Origin of the sequence: Streptomyces sp. NPDC094448 (assembly GCF_044763775.1) — a bacterium.
Taxonomy (GTDB): domain Bacteria; phylum Actinomycetota; class Actinomycetes; order Streptomycetales; family Streptomycetaceae; genus Streptomyces.
In genome coordinates this window covers 370,118-386,799 of the sequence record NZ_JBIWGU010000007.1, presented here as the reverse complement: position 1 = coordinate 386,799, position 16,682 = coordinate 370,118, and the positions used below count along the sequence as shown (strand labels likewise).

Annotated in this window: 8 protein-coding genes; 4 read left to right on the top strand and 4 right to left on the bottom strand. The window is 72.6% G+C overall.

What is annotated here, in order from left to right; translation table 11 throughout:
- The 4 genes from ACIQ9E_RS16410 to ACIQ9E_RS16395 form a co-directional block, all read right to left on the bottom strand.
- Positions 1–906 carry a carbohydrate ABC transporter permease gene (locus ACIQ9E_RS16410; RefSeq protein WP_403707350.1) on the bottom strand — a complete coding sequence of 302 codons (906 nt, stop codon included), beginning with the start codon at positions 904–906 and terminating at the stop codon, positions 1–3.
- Positions 903–2,255 (bottom strand): carbohydrate ABC transporter permease, encoded by a 1,353-nt coding sequence (locus ACIQ9E_RS16405; protein ID WP_403707348.1) that lies wholly within the window; start codon positions 2,253–2,255, stop codon positions 903–905. Before ACIQ9E_RS16405 ends, ACIQ9E_RS16410 begins: the two co-directional genes overlap by 4 nt.
- A gap of 6 nt (positions 2,256–2,261) precedes the next feature.
- Complete coding sequence (locus ACIQ9E_RS16400; protein ID WP_403707346.1) at positions 2,262–3,611, bottom strand: ABC transporter substrate-binding protein; 1,350 nt, start codon at positions 3,609–3,611, stop codon at positions 2,262–2,264.
- 380 nt (positions 3,612–3,991) lie between these two features.
- A complete protein-coding gene (locus ACIQ9E_RS16395; protein WP_403707344.1) occupies positions 3,992–7,039 on the bottom strand; it encodes an FHA domain-containing protein in 3,048 nt (1,015 codons plus the stop codon).
- Between the two features lie 993 nt (positions 7,040–8,032).
- Here ACIQ9E_RS16395 and ACIQ9E_RS16390 point away from each other — a divergent pair.
- The 4 genes from ACIQ9E_RS16390 to ACIQ9E_RS16375 all read left to right on the top strand — a co-directional run bounded on the left by ACIQ9E_RS16390 (position 8,033) and on the right by ACIQ9E_RS16375 (position 16,521).
- Positions 8,033–9,769: a serine/threonine-protein kinase gene (locus ACIQ9E_RS16390; RefSeq protein WP_403707342.1), complete on the top strand. Its 1,737-nt coding sequence runs from the start codon at positions 8,033–8,035 to the stop codon at positions 9,767–9,769.
- A gap of 239 nt (positions 9,770–10,008) precedes the next feature.
- Positions 10,009–11,271: a serine/threonine-protein kinase gene (locus ACIQ9E_RS16385; protein ID WP_403707340.1), complete on the top strand. Its 1,263-nt coding sequence runs from the start codon at positions 10,009–10,011 to the stop codon at positions 11,269–11,271.
- A 147-nt stretch (positions 11,272–11,418) separates the two neighbouring features.
- Positions 11,419–12,525, top strand: coding sequence for a peptide chain release factor 2 (prfB, locus tag ACIQ9E_RS16380; protein ID WP_403707338.1), 1,107 nt, complete (start codon positions 11,419–11,421; stop codon positions 12,523–12,525).
- A gap of 351 nt (positions 12,526–12,876) precedes the next feature.
- A complete protein-coding gene (locus ACIQ9E_RS16375) occupies positions 12,877–16,521 on the top strand; it encodes a LamG-like jellyroll fold domain-containing protein (RefSeq protein WP_403707336.1) in 3,645 nt (1,214 codons plus the stop codon).
- The last annotated feature ends 161 nt before the right edge of the window (positions 16,522–16,682 follow it).

The following is a 16,682-nucleotide window of genomic DNA, read 5'->3' as shown; positions in this document are numbered from 1 at the left end:
CTATTTGACCGCCCCGGCCATCACCCCCGAGACGAACTGCCGCTGGAAGGCGAAGAACACCACCAGCGGGACGACCATCGACAGGAACGCCCCCGAGGCGAGGACGTCGATGTTGTTGCCGAACTGGCGGACCTGCCGTTGCAGGACGACCGTGACCGGCGCGCTGTCGGTGTCCGCGAAGATCAGCGCGATCAGCATGTCGTTCCACACCCACAGGAACTGGAAGATCCCCAGCGACGCGATGGCCGGACCGCCCAGCGGCAGCACCACCCGGGCGAAGAGCCGCAGCTCGCCCGCGCCGTCCAGCCGCGCCGCCTCCAGCAGCTCCCGCGGGATCTCCGCGAAGAAGTTCCGCAGCAGGAAGATCGCGAACGGCAGTCCGAAGGCCACATGGAAGAGGATCACCCCGAGCGTGGTCTCGAAGATCCCGATCACCCCGAACAGCTCGGCGACCGGCACCAGCGCCACCTGCACCGGTACCACCAGCAGCGCCACGACCAGCAGAAAGCACCAGTCACGGCCGGGGAAGTCCATCCAGGCGAAGGCATAGCCCGCCAGCGCCCCGACGGCCACCACCAGCACCGTAGACGGAACGGTGATCATGAGACTGCTGACCAGGGAGTCGGTGACCGCCTCGTTCTTCAGCAGCTGGGTGTAGTTCTCGGTGGTGAGCTGCGCGGGCGCGGTGAACACCGACCACCAGCCGTCGGCCGCGATATCGGCGGGGCCGCGCAGCGAAGAGATCAGCAGGCCGATGGTCGGCAGCAGCCAGAACAGACCGGTCAGGATCAGCAGGACCCGGACCCCGCCGGAGCCCGCGCGGGCCGCGATCCGGGCCGCGAGCGGCCGCCGGGCCGGGCCGTACCCGGCGGTGGGTCCCGCTGCCCGCGGGCGGGTCGCCGTCATCGCCGGCCCTCCTTCCGTATCCGCCGGATGTTGACCACCATCACCGGTACCACCAGCAACAGCAGCAGGACCGCGATGGCGCTGCCGACGCCGAGATCGGCCGCCGTCCCGAAGGACGAGCGGTACAGCTGGAGCGCCAGCACATTGGCGTCGTCCTGGGCCGAGCCGGGCGCGATCACGTACACCAGATCGAAGATCTTCAGTACGTTGATCATCAGGGTGACCAGCACCACCGCCAGGACCGGTGCCAGCAGCGGCACGGTGATCCGGCGGAAGACCTGCCATTCGCCCGCCCCGTCGACCCGGGCCTGCTCCAGCAGTTCGCGCGGCACGCTCGCCAGTCCGGCCGCGATCAGCACCATCGCGAACCCGGCCCACATCCAGACATAGCTGCCGATGATCGCGGGGGTGACCAGCGACGGGCCGAGCCAGCTCACACCGTTGTACGCCTCACGGAAGTTGGCCGCCGGCAGCCGCAGCACCGCTCCGTCCGCCTCGGCGGGCAGGGTGAACACGCCGTCCGCCCCGGCCCGCGCCTTCGCCACCACCTTCCCGTCCTTGACGGCCTCGACGGAGATCCCCTTGAGCCCCAGCTCCTGCGGATCGGTGACATTGGGCTTTCCGCCGCCGCCCCGGGTGAAGTCGAGCCACGCGGTGCCGGTGATCCCGCCGTCCGGGTCCGGGGCCGGGGTCCGTGCGGGCCGGGCGTCCGACGGCATCCGATCCGGTGCCACTCCGACCAGCGGCAGCAGTACGGGCGTCCCCGCCGACACCGGCGCCCTGGTGACGAACGAACCGCCGCCGCCCGGCTCCAGCGGGTGCACCGGCAGCGGCCGGGCCCGGGGGAAGGCCGAGGACTCGGTGAAGGTGTCGTGGACCCCGACCCAGACCGCGTTGGCCAGCCCGCGGTCCGGATCCTGCTCGTACACCAGCCGGAAGATGATCCCCGCGGCCAGCATCGAGATCGCCATCGGCATGAAGACGACCAGTTTGAACGCGGTGCCCCAGCGGACGCGTTCGGTGAGCACGGCGAAGATCAGCCCGAGGGCGGTGGTCACGGCGGGGGCGAGCACCACCCAGACCGCGTTGTTCTTCACCGCAGTGAAGATTGCCTCGTCGGTGAAGATTTCCCGGTAGTTGTCGAGCCCGGCGAAACCGGTGCCCGCCTGGTCGAAGAAGGAACGGTAGACCGAGTACCCGATCGGGTAGACCACGAGCGCGCCCAGCAGCACCAGTGCCGGCAGCAGAAAGCCGGCCACCAGGACGGTCCGGGTGCCGGTCACGCTCTTGCGCGGACCCGCGGGGGGCTCCGGCCGGGCCGGGCCCCCCGCCTGCACTGCGGGGGACACCTGCCGTCAGCCCGCGTAAGCCTTCGCGGCGTCGGATTCCAGTTTCGCCTGGATTCCCGCCGTGTCCTTCGGGTTCTTCAGGAAGTCCTGGAGAAGTTTCCACAGACCCTTGCCGGGTGTCCCGCCGAATGCCTGCGGCATCTGGTCCGACATATCGAAACGGACGCCGTCGCCCGCGTCGATCAGCGCCTTCGCGATATCGCGCTGGACGTCGTTCGGATACGCGGCCGGGTCGAGGGATTTGTTCGGCGAGACGAAACCGCCCGCCGCGGCCTGGATACGGGCCGCGTCCGGCGAGGCGAGGAAGGTCAGCAGCGCCTGGGCGCCCTTGCTGTCCTTCAGGGCGACCGCCGCGTCGCCGCCGCCGACCAGCGGGGCCTTCGCACCCACGGCCGGGAACGGGAACACCTTGGCGTCCGTGCCGATCTTCGCCTTGGTCTCGCCGATGGTGACACCGACGAAATCGCCCTCGAAGACCATCGCCGCCTTGGCCCGGTCGCCGCCGGTGAACGTCTGGCTGACCGACGCAGGGAACTCGGTCTGGAGCGCGCCGTCCGCGCCGCCCGCGATCAGCTCGGGCCTGCCGAACAACTGGGCGAGGGTGGTCAGCGCACGGGTCACCGACGGATCGGTCCACTTGATGGTGTGCGCGGCGAGCTGGTCGTACTTCTCCGGGCCCGCCTGGGAGAGGTAGATGTTCTCGAACCAGTCGGTCAGGGTCCAGCCGTCGGCGCCCGCGACCGAGACGGGGGTGACACCGTACGCCGATACGGTCTCGGCGGCGGTCAGGAACTCCTGCCAGGTGGTGGGCTCCTGGACGCCCGCCGCCTCGAAGACGGCCGTGTTGTACCAGACCAGGGACTTGTTGGCGGCCTTGTAGTAGACGCCGTACTGGACGCCGTCGACCTGGCCCGTCTTCTGCCAGCCCGCCGAGTAGTTCTTCGCCAGTTCGGCCTTCGCCTCCGGGCCGACGGGTTTGGCCCAGGCGCGCTGCACGGCCTGGCGGATGGCGCCGGGCTGGGGGAGCAGCGCCACATCGGGCGGGCTGCCCCCGGCGATCTTCGTGCCGAGGAAGTTGACGATCGGGTCCTGCGCGGGCACGAAGGTGACCTTCGCGCCGGTACGCCTCTCGAACTCGTCGAGGACCTTGACGAAGTTCTCCTGCTCCTTGCCGCTCCAGACCGCGGCGACCTGCACGGTCTGGCCGTTCAGCTGCGGGAGCCGGACGGCGGATTCGCTGCCGCCGCCTCTTCCGGTGTCCTTGCCGTCGTCGCCGCCCTTGTCGTCACCGCAGCCCGCGACGGTGAACGCAAGGACGACGGTGCAGGCCACCGCCGCTTTCACGGTCTTGCTCATGCGGAGAGGTGTATGCATTGCTGCCCCGTTCTCTCAGCCGGCGCTGACGTGGTGCGTGTCAGGTCTATGCCTGGGGGGAGGGGTTCGCAATCCGTTGGGAAGAGCGGACGGCTCTTTCGTGATTCCTCTGTGATGTGATGTCCGGTCAAACTCCTGGGCAGTGAAGGAAATCGGTTCTTTCTACGGGGGAGCGGTGGGGAACCGGCGAGGGAGCGCACACCGTTCGTCCGCCGGGTTGCCGGGTTGCCGGGTTGCCGGGTTGCCGGGTTGCCGGGTTGCCGGGTTGCCGGGTTGCCGGGTTGCCGGGTTGCCGGGTTGCCGGGTTGCCGGGCCGTCCGGATTTCTGGCTTTTTGTGCGGTGGTCCTTCGGCGCGGCGCGGTCAAGAGGGGACGGGGGCCAGCGGCGGCAGCGGGGCCGCGTCCACCGAGCCCGCGGCCCGCTCCAGCGCGCTCGCCAGCAGCGCCAGGTCGGTCGGCCCGTTCCCCAGCTCCCGGACCGGTCTGCGGGTCGGCGGATCGCCCATCCGCTCCCACTCCAGCGGGACGACGGTCGGTCGCAGGGTCGCCGTCCGCGGGATCCGGCCGGTGACCCGGCCCCCCTGGAACTCGGTGACCCGGCCGTCCGGCCGGCCGAGCCGCCCGCGGCCCGGGAGCGGGGCGTCCGGTCCCGCCTGCGCCGGGGGCTGGTCGAGGACGGCACGCAGCCCGCCGGAGCGCGCCAGCGCCGTATCGGCCGTCCGGTCCGGGCGGGCGGAGGCGGCGACCAGATGGACTCCGAGGCGCTCGCCGTCCCTGGCCACGGCCTCCAGCGCCCGCACCACGGAACCGGCCGACGGCCGGCCCGTACTGCCGAGGGCCGGGGCGACCAGGGCGTCGAAATCGTCCACCAGGACCACCAGCCGGGGCAGCGGGCCGGGGGCGGGGGCCGGTCGCGTACGGCCGCCGGGGCGCAGCCGTAGCGTGCTGCTCGGCGGGGATTCGAGATCGCCCCGGCCACCCGGGAGGCCCGGCTGGGCGGCGCGGGCGGCGGCCGTACGCGCTCCGACAGCGGCCGTGCCGCCCTGCTCCCCCGCGCTCGGCGAACGCGGGCCCACGACCCGCCCGGCGGTCCGCTGCCCGCCGCCGGTCCGGCCCACGGCGTGCCAGCCGGCGAAATCGGTGCCTTCCAGCAGTTCGGCCCGCCGCTTCAGCTCCGCGCCCAGCGACTGGGCGAAGGTCCGCATCCGCACCGGGTCGCTGGCCACCAGATGGTCGGTGACATGCGGCAGATCCGTGCAGGCCGCGAGGCCCGCGCCCCGCTCTCCGCCGCCCGCGCCGTCGACCAGCAGCAGCCCGAGGCGGTCGGGGCGTCCGGCGGCGGCCAGTGAGGCGGCGACCGAGCGCAGCAGCTCCGTACGCCCGCTGCCGGGCGGTCCTTCGATCAGCAGATGCGGGCCCTCCGCCGCCAGATCCACCGCCAGCGGGCCCTGCGGGCCCGCGCCCAGCACGGCGACCGGCGCCGGCACCTCCCCGGCCGCGGCCCAGCGGGCCATCAGAGAGGCGGGCGTGGCCCGGGCCAGGCCCAGCTCGTCGAGGAGCCGTGAGGAGCGGGGCAGTGCCGCCGCCCGGCCGCCGGAGCCGTCGTCATCGCCGGTCTCTTCGGTACGCAGAGGGGCGAGCGCCCTGGCGAACCGCTCGGCCCAGGCCGCCGACACCGCGTCCGCCACCGCGAGCGTGCCCTGTCCCGAGGGCAGCCCGGCGGACGTCCGCAGCACCCGCAGCCCGGTCGCCACATCGCCGCTGAGCATCCCGACGGCCCCGCACTCGCGGAACGGCAGCGACGCCGCGCACGCGGTCTCGTACACCGCGGCGACCGGGGCCGCCGGAGAAGCCGCGGGCGTTTCGGCCAGCACGATCAGATGGATTCCGGCGGACCAGCCCGCGCCCGCCAGCCGGGCCGCGGTCTCCCGCAGCGCGGCGGACCCGGGGTCGCCGTCGACGATCACGACCGAACGCGGTCCCTCGTACCGCGCGGCGGCCGACGCCAGGGCGGTACGGTCCGCGCTCGGCCAGCCGGGGCCGAGCGGCCCGTCGTCCAGCCGGCGGGTCAGCTCGGCGGTCCGGGCGGCGGCCTGGTCGCGGTCGTACGCCAGCAGCAGCCGGCAGTCCTGGCCGTGCGCCGGACGCAACTGGGGCAGCCAGCCCAGCCAGGCCCAGTCGGCGCGGCGGGCCTCCGCGGCCCGGCTCCGGTCGGCGGAGATCAGCACGATCTCCAGCCCCGCGGGGGAGTGCAGGGCGGCGAGCTGGGCGACGGCCCAGCGGGCGGCGCCGGTGAGCCGGGGCCGCGGACCGGCGATCCCCAGCGAACCGGCCTCCCGCAGCCCGACCGTCACCGGCACGGACGGCAGACCGTCGCGGTCCGCGGTGCCCAGACGCAGCACCAGGGACTCCGGATGCCAGGCGTCGCGCTCCCAGAGCCGGGGGCCGGGCCCGAGGGCGGTCAGCAGAACGGCGGCGGGGTCGGGCCAGGTCTCCGGCACGGGCCGGGCGGGCGGTACGGCCTCGGGGCCGGGCGCGGTGGACAACTCCTCGCCGTCCGGCCCGGGTGACGCTTTGAACCGCCGGGCCCAGGCACCTATACCGCCCTTGCGGCGCGCCGCGGCCTCCGCGGGCTCCGGCTCCCGGACCGCCGGAGCGTCCTCGTGCACCGCGGTCTCCGGGAGCGCGGCGGGAAGGCCGTCACCGGTGTGGCCGGGTCCGTCGTGAGGGAGGTACGTCCCCCGGGGGCGGGCCGGGATCCGGAGGCGGCCCTCGCCGTCCGGGGCGGTCGGCAGGGGCGCGGGGAGCGTGCCGGGGGCGGCCAGCCGGAGCGTCGACTCCCCGATCCGCAGCAGCGCCCCGGGGCGCAGGGGCACCGGCCGCTCGCCGACGGCCCGGCCGTCGAGGGCGGTGCCGTTGGTCGAGCCGAGGTCGGCGACCGTGATCCGGCCGTCCTCGCCGACGGTCACCGCGCAGTGCAGCCGGGAGACGTCCGGATCGTCCAGCGGAACATCGGCGTCTGCGGAGCGGCCGACACCGATCCGGCCGCCGTGCAGCAGATGGACGCCGCCGGAGTCCGGACCCGCCACGATATGGAGCTGCGGCTCCGCACCGGCGTCCGCGGGGCCGCTGTCACCGGGCGACTGGAGCGCGAGCACCGCGCCGTCCACCAGAGGGGGCTCGCCGAGGATCCGGCGCTGGGCGTCCAGCCGCTCCCCGCCCGCGTACAGCACAACGGGACCTGAGGTCTCGGCGCCGCCCGCGACGGCCGCCGCCAGACCCGAAGCCACAGCGGACAGCGCCGTCCCCGCGGGGGCGGTGACCAGCACGTCGCACGCGCGCGCACCACCCGCGTGCCCCGCCGCGGCCTGCCCGCCGCGCGGCACGGACACGGTCAGCCGGATCTGCATCGCCGTCAGCAATCCCTTCTGCACGGATGCCGGCGGGGGCGGGGGAACCGCCTCGTCGCCCCCACCCGGCCGGGTCGGCACGCCCGGGGCTCCCCGCCCCGCGTACGCGCGCTGGGGGAATCCTCGCACCTGCCACTGACAACACGCCCGGGTATCGCCAAGAAGTGATCATGATTGGTCCCCTCCGGCCGGAGAAATGCGTGGTTACGTCCTCAACGGGCCCTCCGGAGGCCTCCATGGCGCGGCACCCTCCGGCCGGGGCGCGCGGGCCCGAGGGGCCCGCGGGGCGCCGCGGCCCGGTCCGGCCGCACGGCCGCGACCCCCTCCTTCCCGCGCGGCTTGCCAGACCCCTCCCGGGCGACGGACGCGCGGCCGGACCGGTGCGGTGGCAGCCGTACGGCGGGGTGTGCGGCCGCCCTCCACCCGGACGCGGACCGCCGGATGCGGCGGGTCGGCCGGGCACGCGCGCGTCGGCGGGCCCGAGTCAGGGTCAACAGCTGGTACCCCTCCTGGACGCCGGCCACGCGCGCGTCCGCGGGCCCGGGGACGCGCGCGCGTCCCCGGGCCCGCCCGCCACGGCTCAGGCCGGGAAGGATGCAGCCGGGAAGGGGGTCCGGACGGTCGCCGGGGCCGCGACCGAACACCCACCCGGGCCGCACGGCCGGGTTCCACGACCGGGTTCACAGGAGATGGCGGCAACCCCGCGCGCCCCGGTGGCGTCTTGTAAGCGAACGGCGTTCAGCGGCGCCCGTACCTGCTGGTACGCGGCCGTACACGGTCACGCGTGCCTGTTTCCGGGTCCGGCGCGTCCGGAGGATCCGCCCCCGTACCGGTCGTACCGGCTCCGCGGCGCCTGTGGACAACCGAACGTCCTACCGGCCCGCCCCACTAAAGTGGGTCGGAACGCCGACCTTCCGGCGCCCCGGACCCCGGGAGTGCCGGGGCCCCGGTGCCGGACCGGGCAAGGACCACGATCAGCAGGGAGCGCAAGACGTGCGGCCTGTAGGCAGCAAGTACCTCCTGGAGCAGCCGCTCGGGCGCGGAGCCACGGGCACCGTCTGGCGTGCCCGGCAGCGGGAGACCGCCGGGGCGGAGGCGGCCGTGCCCGGCCAGCCGGGCGAGACCGTGGCCATCAAGGTCCTCAAGGAGGAGCTGGCGAACGACGCGGACGTCGTGATGCGCTTCCTGCGCGAGCGTTCCGTGCTGCTCCGCCTCACCCACCCCAATATCGTGCGGACCCGCGACCTCGTCGTCGAGGGCGATCTCCTCGCCCTCGTCATGGACCTGATCGACGGCCCCGATCTGCACCGCCAGCTCCGGGAGAACGGCCCGTTCACCCCCGTCGCCGCCGCCCTGCTGACGGCCCAGATCGCCGATGCCCTCGCCTCCAGCCATGCCGACGGCGTGGTCCACCGCGATCTGAAGCCGGCGAACGTCCTGCTGCGCACCGACCCCGACGGTCACTTGCACCCGATGCTCACCGACTTCGGGATCGCCCGCCTCGCGGACTCGCCCGGCCTCACCCGTACCCATGAATTCGTCGGTACGCCGGCCTATGTGGCCCCCGAATCCGCCGAGGGCCGTCCGCAGACCTCCGCCGTCGACATCTACGGCGCGGGCATCCTGCTCTACGAACTGGTCACCGGCCGTCCGCCGTTCGCCGGGGGTACGGCTCTGGAGGTGCTCCACCGCCATCTCAGCGAGGAGCCCCGGCGCCCCAGCACCGTGCCGGAGCCGCTGTGGACCGTCATCGAGCGGTGCCTCAGCAAGGAGCCCGGCCGGCGTCCCAGCGCGGAGAACCTCGCCCGCGGTCTGCGGGTCGTCGCCGCCGGTATCGGGGTGCACTCGTCCGCGGCCCAGATCGACGCGGCCCTCGGCGTCGGCGCGCTGCTCGCGCCCGACCCGGCCCCGGCGCCCGTCCCGGACACCCCCGGTGCCGCCGACCCCACGCAGGTCCTCCCGCACAACGCCGGCGCCTACGACCCCGCGGCGGCGACGAGCGTGCTGCCGCACACCGCGGGACCGGCGGGGGCCGCCGATGCCACCAGCGTGCTGCCGCGCCCGGACGGTCCGCCCGGCGGCCCCGGGCCGGAGGATCCGCACCCCTGGCAGTCCCAGCTGCGGGCCGCGCGCGACCGCAACGAGCAGACGCAGGTCCAGTACCTCGACCCCGGTCAGGACCCCCTGCGCCGCAGGCCGCAGCGGCAGCAGCCGCCCCAGGGCCCGCCCCAGCACCAAGGGCCCCCGCAGGGCCCGCCCCAGCACCACCAGCAGCAGTACGCACCCCAGCCGTACCAGCAGCGTCCCCAGCCCCAGCCGCCGCAGCGACAGCAGTACGCGCCTCCGCCGCAGCAGGTGCAGCCGTACACCCCGCCCCAGCCGCCGCAGCAGCCTCAGCAGCCCGAACCGCCCGCGCGTCAGCCCCGTGAGCCGCGGCCCCCGCGGCAGCGCAGCGCCAATCCCATGCGGATCCCCGGCCTGGGCTGTCTCAAGGGCTGCCTCTTCTCCGTGGTGATGCTCTTCGTCGCCGGCTGGCTGGTCTGGGAGCTGACTCCGCTCCAGGACTGGGTGGCCCAGGGCAAGGGCTACTGGGAGGCGATCGGCGACGGCGTCTCGACGGTCTCGGACTGGATCTCCGACCTCACCGGCTCCGACAGCGGCGGTTCCGGCACAGGTGGTACGGGTGGTACCGGCGGCAGCTCCGGCACGGGCACCGGCACCGGCGGATAGCCGGTACGACAGCGCACCGGACCACCGCACCGGGTGGGCGGGCGGCCGTACCGGCCGCCCGCCCGGTGAGTCTCTTTATCGACTTCCTCAAGGGTGAAATCGGCCGCCTTTTTCCCGGGTATGTCCTGGAATGGCCGTCGAATTCGCCTCGGGTGGGCGTCGTCCGGGGCCATCCGGGGCACATCCGCCCCCGTCAGCCGCGTACGTTATGCGCAACGCCAGCCGCTGAGGGAGCAGTCTTGGCACGGAATATCGGCAGCCGGTACACGGCCCATCAGATTCTCGGACGGGGCAGCGCGGGCACGGTGTGGGCCGGAGAGGGCCCCGAGGGGCCCGTCGCCATCAAACTGCTGCGCGAGGACCTCGCCGCCGACCAGGAGCTGGTCGGACGGTTCGTACAGGAGCGCACCGCCCTGCTCGGGCTGGACCATCCCCGGATCGTCTCCGTCCGCGATCTCGTCGTCGACGGCAACGACCTCGCGCTCGTCATGGACCTCGTCCGCGGCACCGATCTGCGCACCCGCCTCGACCGGGAGCGCAGACTCGCGCCCGAGGCCGCGGTCGCGATCGTCGCCGATGTCGCAGACGGACTGGCGGCCGCCCACCGCGCGGGCATCGTCCACCGCGACGTCAAACCCGAGAACATCCTCCTCGATATGCAGGGCCCCCTCGGCCCGGCGGGCTCCCACCCGGCGCTGCTGACCGACTTCGGCGTAGCCAAACTGATCGACACCGCCCGGCGCACCAAGTCCTCGAAGATCATCGGCACTCCGGACTATCTGGCGCCGGAGATCGTCGAGGGCCTGCCGCCGCGCGCCGCCGTCGACATCTACGCCCTCGCCACCGTCCTGTACGAACTGCTCGCCGGGTTCACCCCCTTCGGCGGCGGCCACCCCGGCGCCGTACTGCGCCGGCATGTCACCGAGACCGTCGTCCCGCTCCCGGGCATTCCGGACGATCTGTGGCAGCTGATCGTCCAGTGTCTGGCCAAGGCCCCCGCGTCCCGGCTGCGCGCCTCCGAGCTGGGCGTCCGCCTCCGCGAGACCCTGCCCGGTCTGGCGGGCCTGCCGCCGCTGGACGTCCGGGACGTCGACGGCCCCGGCGACGGGGAGGGCGACGACGGCCCGGCTACCGAGCGGTACGAGACCGGTACGCCGGACCTCGCCGCCCCCGCGGGCGCGCCCCGCCGCCGGGGCGCGGTCCCCCTGGTCCCCGGCGCCGCCCCCGCGGACGCCAACCGCGATACCCACACCTCCATGCGGGTCCCCGGCCCCGAGGAGCTGTCCGGCGGCGCCCGCGGCACCGCCCGCGCCCCCCGGACCCCGGGCCAGCGCCGTCCGGGCTCGGCCCGCAACAAGGGCAGCCGCCGCTCGGTCCGGGTGCGCCGTGGGGTGGCCGTGCTGCTGGTGGCGGTGGTCGTGGGCGTCGGCGGCTGGCTGGCCACCTCCGACGCGGACGCCCTGCCACGGCCCGCGGAGCCCGGCAGGGCCGCACCCCGGTAGCCGCGACGGGCCCGGCTGCCCACCCCGTTCCCGCCGGGCCCGCCCCCGCCCCCTACCGGGCCCGGAGCCCTCCGGCGGGCCCGTCCGCGACCGGTGTCCGCGACCTGGCGGACCGGGTCGGCGCGCCCAGCCGTTACGCTTGGACGCGTGGCAGTCGTCGATGTATCCGAAGAGCTGAAGTCCCTCTCCGCGACCATGGGGTCGATCGAGTCCGTTCTGGACCTCGACAGGATCAGGGCAGACATCGCCGTGCTCGAGGAGCAGGCCGCGGCCCCGTCCCTCTGGGACGACCCCGACGCGGCGCAGAAGATCACCAGCCGGCTCTCCCACCTCCAGGCGGAGCTGCGCAAGGCCGAGCACCTGCGCGGCCGCATCGACGACCTCGCGGTCCTCTTCGAGCTGGCGGAGGCCGAGGACGACGCCGACACCCTGGCCGAGGCCGAGGCCGAGCTGGTCAGCGTCCGCCGGGCCGTCGACGAGATGGAGGTCCGCACCCTCCTCTCCGGCGAGTACGACGAGCGCGAGGCCCTCGTCAGCATCCGCGCCGAAGCGGGCGGCGTCGACGCCTCCGACTTCGCGGAGCGCCTCCAGCGGATGTACACGCGCTGGGCCGAGCGGCACGGCTACTCCACCGAGATCTACGAGACCTCGTACGCGGAGGAGGCCGGCATCAAGTCGACCACCTTTGTGGTGAAGGCCCCCTACGCCTACGGCACCCTCTCCGTCGAACAGGGCACCCACCGTCTGGTGCGCATCTCGCCCTTCGACAACCAGGGCCGCCGCCAGACGTCGTTCGCCGGTGTCGAGGTGCTGCCCGTCGTCGAGAGTTCCGACCACGTCGAGATCGACGAGTCCGAACTGCGCATCGACGTCTACCGCGCCTCCGGCCCCGGCGGCCAGGGCGTCAACACCACCGACTCCGCGGTCCGGATCACCCATATCCCCACCGGAATCGTCGTCTCCTGCCAGAACGAACGCTCCCAGATCCAGAACAAGGCGAGCGCGATGAACGTCCTCCAGGCGAAGCTCCTGGAGCGCCGCCGCCAGGAGGAGCAGGCCAGGATGGACGCCCTCAAGGGCGACGGCGGCAACTCCTGGGGCAACCAGATGCGCTCGTACGTCCTCCACCCCTACCAGATGGTGAAGGACCTGCGCACCGAGTTCGAGGTCGGCAACCCGCAGGCGGTCCTCGACGGCGAGATCGACGGCTTCCTGGAGGCGGGCATCCGCTGGCGGAAGCACCAGGAGAAGTAGCCACGGAGGGGCTCGCCCCCGCCCGTATACGAGGAGCGCCGCCCCACGGGGTGGCGCTCTTCTTGTTTCACCGCCCCCTCATGGAGTTATCACGTAATTTTCATGAGTTGCTTACATTTCAGCCAATCCCAAGATCCTTTGGAATGGTCCTTGCCCTGGCTGCAGCGCTGGGGAGGGGATGGGAATCAGCCGCTCCGTCCGGCGCGCCTCAATTGTCGATCCATTACTTCATTGACGTGATCATGTTCGCGTCGTGAGGATGCGCGCACAGTGACATGAGTGACCTACGGGGGGTGGGCGATGTCTGTGCCTGGCATGCGCATGCGGACTTTGCGCCGAAGAGTCGTAACGGTGGCACTGAGCGCCGCTCTGGTCTGGACCGGAGCTCCGGCCCTCGCCACGGCAGAGCCCGTACGAACCCCGGGAGTCACCGCGGGGACGGGTGAGGACGAGGCCCGCGCAGCGCTGCGGAAGGCCGCCGATACCGGGGAACGTGTCGAGGTCGTCGGTGCCCGCACCGAATTCGAAACCACCTACGCCAACCCCGACGGCTCCTCCTTTCGACTGGAGCAGTCCGTCACCCCGGTCCGGGTTCGAGCCCGCAACGGTTCCTGGACCAAGCCCGACCCCACTCTGGAGAGGCAACCCGACGGAACCCTGCGCCCCCGGGCGGCCGCGGTCGGCGTCACGCTCTCGGGCGGCGGTGACGGGGCCGGCCTGGTCAAGATCACCCGCGACGGCCGCACCCTGGGCCTCGGCTGGCCCGGGAAGCTGCCGAAGCCCGTACTCGACGGCGCGAGCGCCCTCTACCCGGACGTCAGGCCCGGTGTCGACCTGCGGATGACCGTGACCGCCGAAGGCTTCCGCGAGGTGCTGGTCGTCAAGACCCCGAAGGCCGCGGCCGATCCGGCACTGAAAAAGATCACCTTCTCCACCGAGGTGAACAGACTCAAGATCACCCGGACCGAGGGCGGCGGGATGGCCGCCGTGGACGACAATGCGACCAAGGTCTTCACCGTCCCGCCCGCCCGGATGTGGGACTCGTCGGGTGCCGCCGCGGCGAACCGTGCCGGAACACCGTCACCCGGGACCCGTACGGCACCGCAGGGCACGGCCCCGGACCCTGCCGCTGCACTGGACACCGCTCCAGAATCCGGCCCCCTCCCCGGCTCGGACCTGGCCGAACTGCCCATCAGCGTCGCCGAGGACCGCATCAGCTTCGTTCCCGACGCGGCCCTGCTGAAGAAGACCGACCCCGCCGCCTTCCCCCTCTACATCGACCCGATCGTCTCCTGGGGCGAGGCCGAGCGGACGCTGCTGCGCTCCGACGGTCACACCGATTACGGCTGGGACAACGGTTCCGACGACCGCGGCAAGGGCGCCGGCAAATGCGGCAGCTGGGGCGGCTACTACTGCGGCCCGGGCTATGTGCAGCGGCTCTACTTCGAGTTCTCACCCGCCGCCCTGGCGGGCAAGCACATCCTCGACGCCACCTTCCGGATCACGGAACCCTGGGCCTTCCAGTGCGACCCCCGCTGGGTCGACCTGATCCGCACCAACAACATCTCCTCGGCTACGACCTGGTCGAGCCGCCCCGCCGATCTCGATCTCCTGGTCGACCGGAACGTCTCCGCGGGCCGCGGTTCCCTGTGCGACCCGGACTCCCCCGACGCACCGATCGACTTCAAGGACAACCCGGAGGAGACCAACGAGAACCTGACGGCGACGGTACGCAGTTTCGCCGCGGGCAAGTTCTCCCACCTCACCCTGATGATCCGGGCCCACGACGAGACGGACACCAGTGCCTGGAAGCGGTTCAAGAACGACGCGACTCTGGTGGTCGACTATGTCGGGCTTCCGTACGCCCCCCGCAAGGTGGGATTTGTGACCGGCTCGGGCGTGGCGTGCTCCACCAACGCGGCCGACCCTTCGACGATCAGCGATCCCACACCTCAGGTGACCGCCATCGCCCAGACCGCTTCGGGCGGATCGGCGGAGGCCCGGCTGCGGGTGCAGTTCCGGGTGGACAAGCAGGTCGGTACCGCCTGGACTCAGGCCGTACCGGCACTCGTCTCACCGACGACCGGACATCTCGTCAACCAGCAGGCCACCAATCCGACCGTGCCCCAGACGCTGGTGGAGGGCACCCTCTACCGGATGCAGGCGAAGTCGCTCTCGTACTTCAACAACTACGTCAGCGTTCTGACGTCCGGCGGCAGTGTGCTCTGCTACTTCCGGATCGACCCCACGGCACCGAAGGCGCCCACCATTACCCCGGGCACCGTGTATTCGCTCTGCACGACTACCGCATGCGTTCCGGCGGGCGGTCCTGGCGTCAAGGACACCTTCACCTTCGCCCCCGCTGCCGGTGACACCAACATCACCGCCTATCAGTACAAGTGGTCCAACTCCGCCGTCTGGTCTGCGCCGGTCCCGACCTCGGCCCCCACCCTCCGGCAGCCGATCGCCCCGCCCGAGTCCGGCACCTACCAACTGGAGGTCCGGGCCAAGGACACCGTCGGCCGGTGGGGCGCGTCGCAGGTCGTCAGCTTCCTGGTGAAGGAGGGCGACGGACCGGTCGGCCGCTGGCGCTTCGACGAGGCGACCGGGGCGGCCGTCGACACCTCGACCACCGTCCCGGCGCAGCAGGACAACGCGACCCTGGGCGCGGGCGCGGTACGCGACGACCGGGGGCGGCGCGGGGAGATCTGGTACGACGCGCAGGGCCAGCCGCTGGCGCAGCCGCGGAACGACCGGGGGCTGAAGCTGGACGGAGCGTCCACCACGACCGTGGCGACCTCTGGCCCCGTGTTGGAGACCCGCTCTGCCTACAGCCTTGCCGCCTGGGTGCGGCTGGACAATCCCGCCATCGGCGGGACGATCGTCTCTCAGGACGGGGCGAACTTCAGTCCGTTCCGGCTTGCTTACCATATGCCGTCGCGTAAGTGGTATTTCGGAGTGAAGGAGACAGACACCTTCGATGGGAAGAGCTTCTGGGGACCGGTGTCCACGGAGACGGCCGTGGCTGGTGTCTGGACGCATGTAGCCGCTTCCTACGACCCCGCGATCGGGCGTCAGGCCCTCTATATCAACGGTGTTCACCAGAAGACGGTGCACAACCCTGGGTCTTGGTCGTCGTCCGGGCCCCTTCAGTTCGGTCGCACCAAATGGGAGGGCCAGCACGTCTTCGGCATGATCGGGTCCATCGACGAGGTCGCGGTCTGGCAACGCATCCTCACTCCCGAGGAGATCGCCCGCGAGGCCCGTACCCTCTCCACCCGCACAGGCTTCTCGGATGTCGAACTCGTCGCCGACTGGAAGGCCACCGGGGCGACCGGAACCGCCGTCGCCGACACCACCTCCGGCTACGGCCGGGGCCTGACACTCGCCGGAGGCGCCGCTCTCGACGGGGAGGCGATCGCCCTCGACGGCGCCGACGGCGCCGCCACCACCGCCGGTCCGGTGGTCGACGAGACCGGGGCCTTCACTGTCACCGCGGTCGCCGAACTCGACCGCGCCAAACTGCTTACCAAAGAGATCGGCTACACGGGCCAGGTCGTCGGGCAGCGCACCGCCGACGGATCTTCCTGGGGTGTCTGGTTCGAACTGACCGGCAAGGAGAACCGGCCCGACGACGAAGGCGTCGCGAGGCCCCATCCCGTGGGCTTGTGGCGGTTCGGACGGATCAACGCGGACGGCACCAAGTCCTGGGTCAGCTCGGACGTGGAGGCCGATGTGGACACCCCGGTACGTCTCACCGGTGTCTACGATCCCTTGGCCGACGGCGGACCCGTCATCCGCCTCCATGTCGGGCACACCCAGAACGACATCGACCAAGCGTACACCGCCCGCCCGGGCTCCGGAGATCTCGCCGTCGGGAAGGGCTTCTCCGCCACCGCGTGGAGCCACTTCCTGCCCGCGAAGGTCCGTGAGGTCCGTATGTGGGCCGGGGCCATGGCAAGCGAGGAACAGGTCCAGAGCGTCATCGGCGACTGACCAGTGAGGGCTGCCGTCGCCGCAGGGCGCGGCGACGGCAGCCCTGCGCACCCGGCACCGGCATCGCACCAACACACCCCGGGCAGCCACGGCGCGAGCGCGCGCCGCTGCCCCCGTACGCGACAACGTGGGGGTTCGTCCATGCTCAAACGCACGATCAG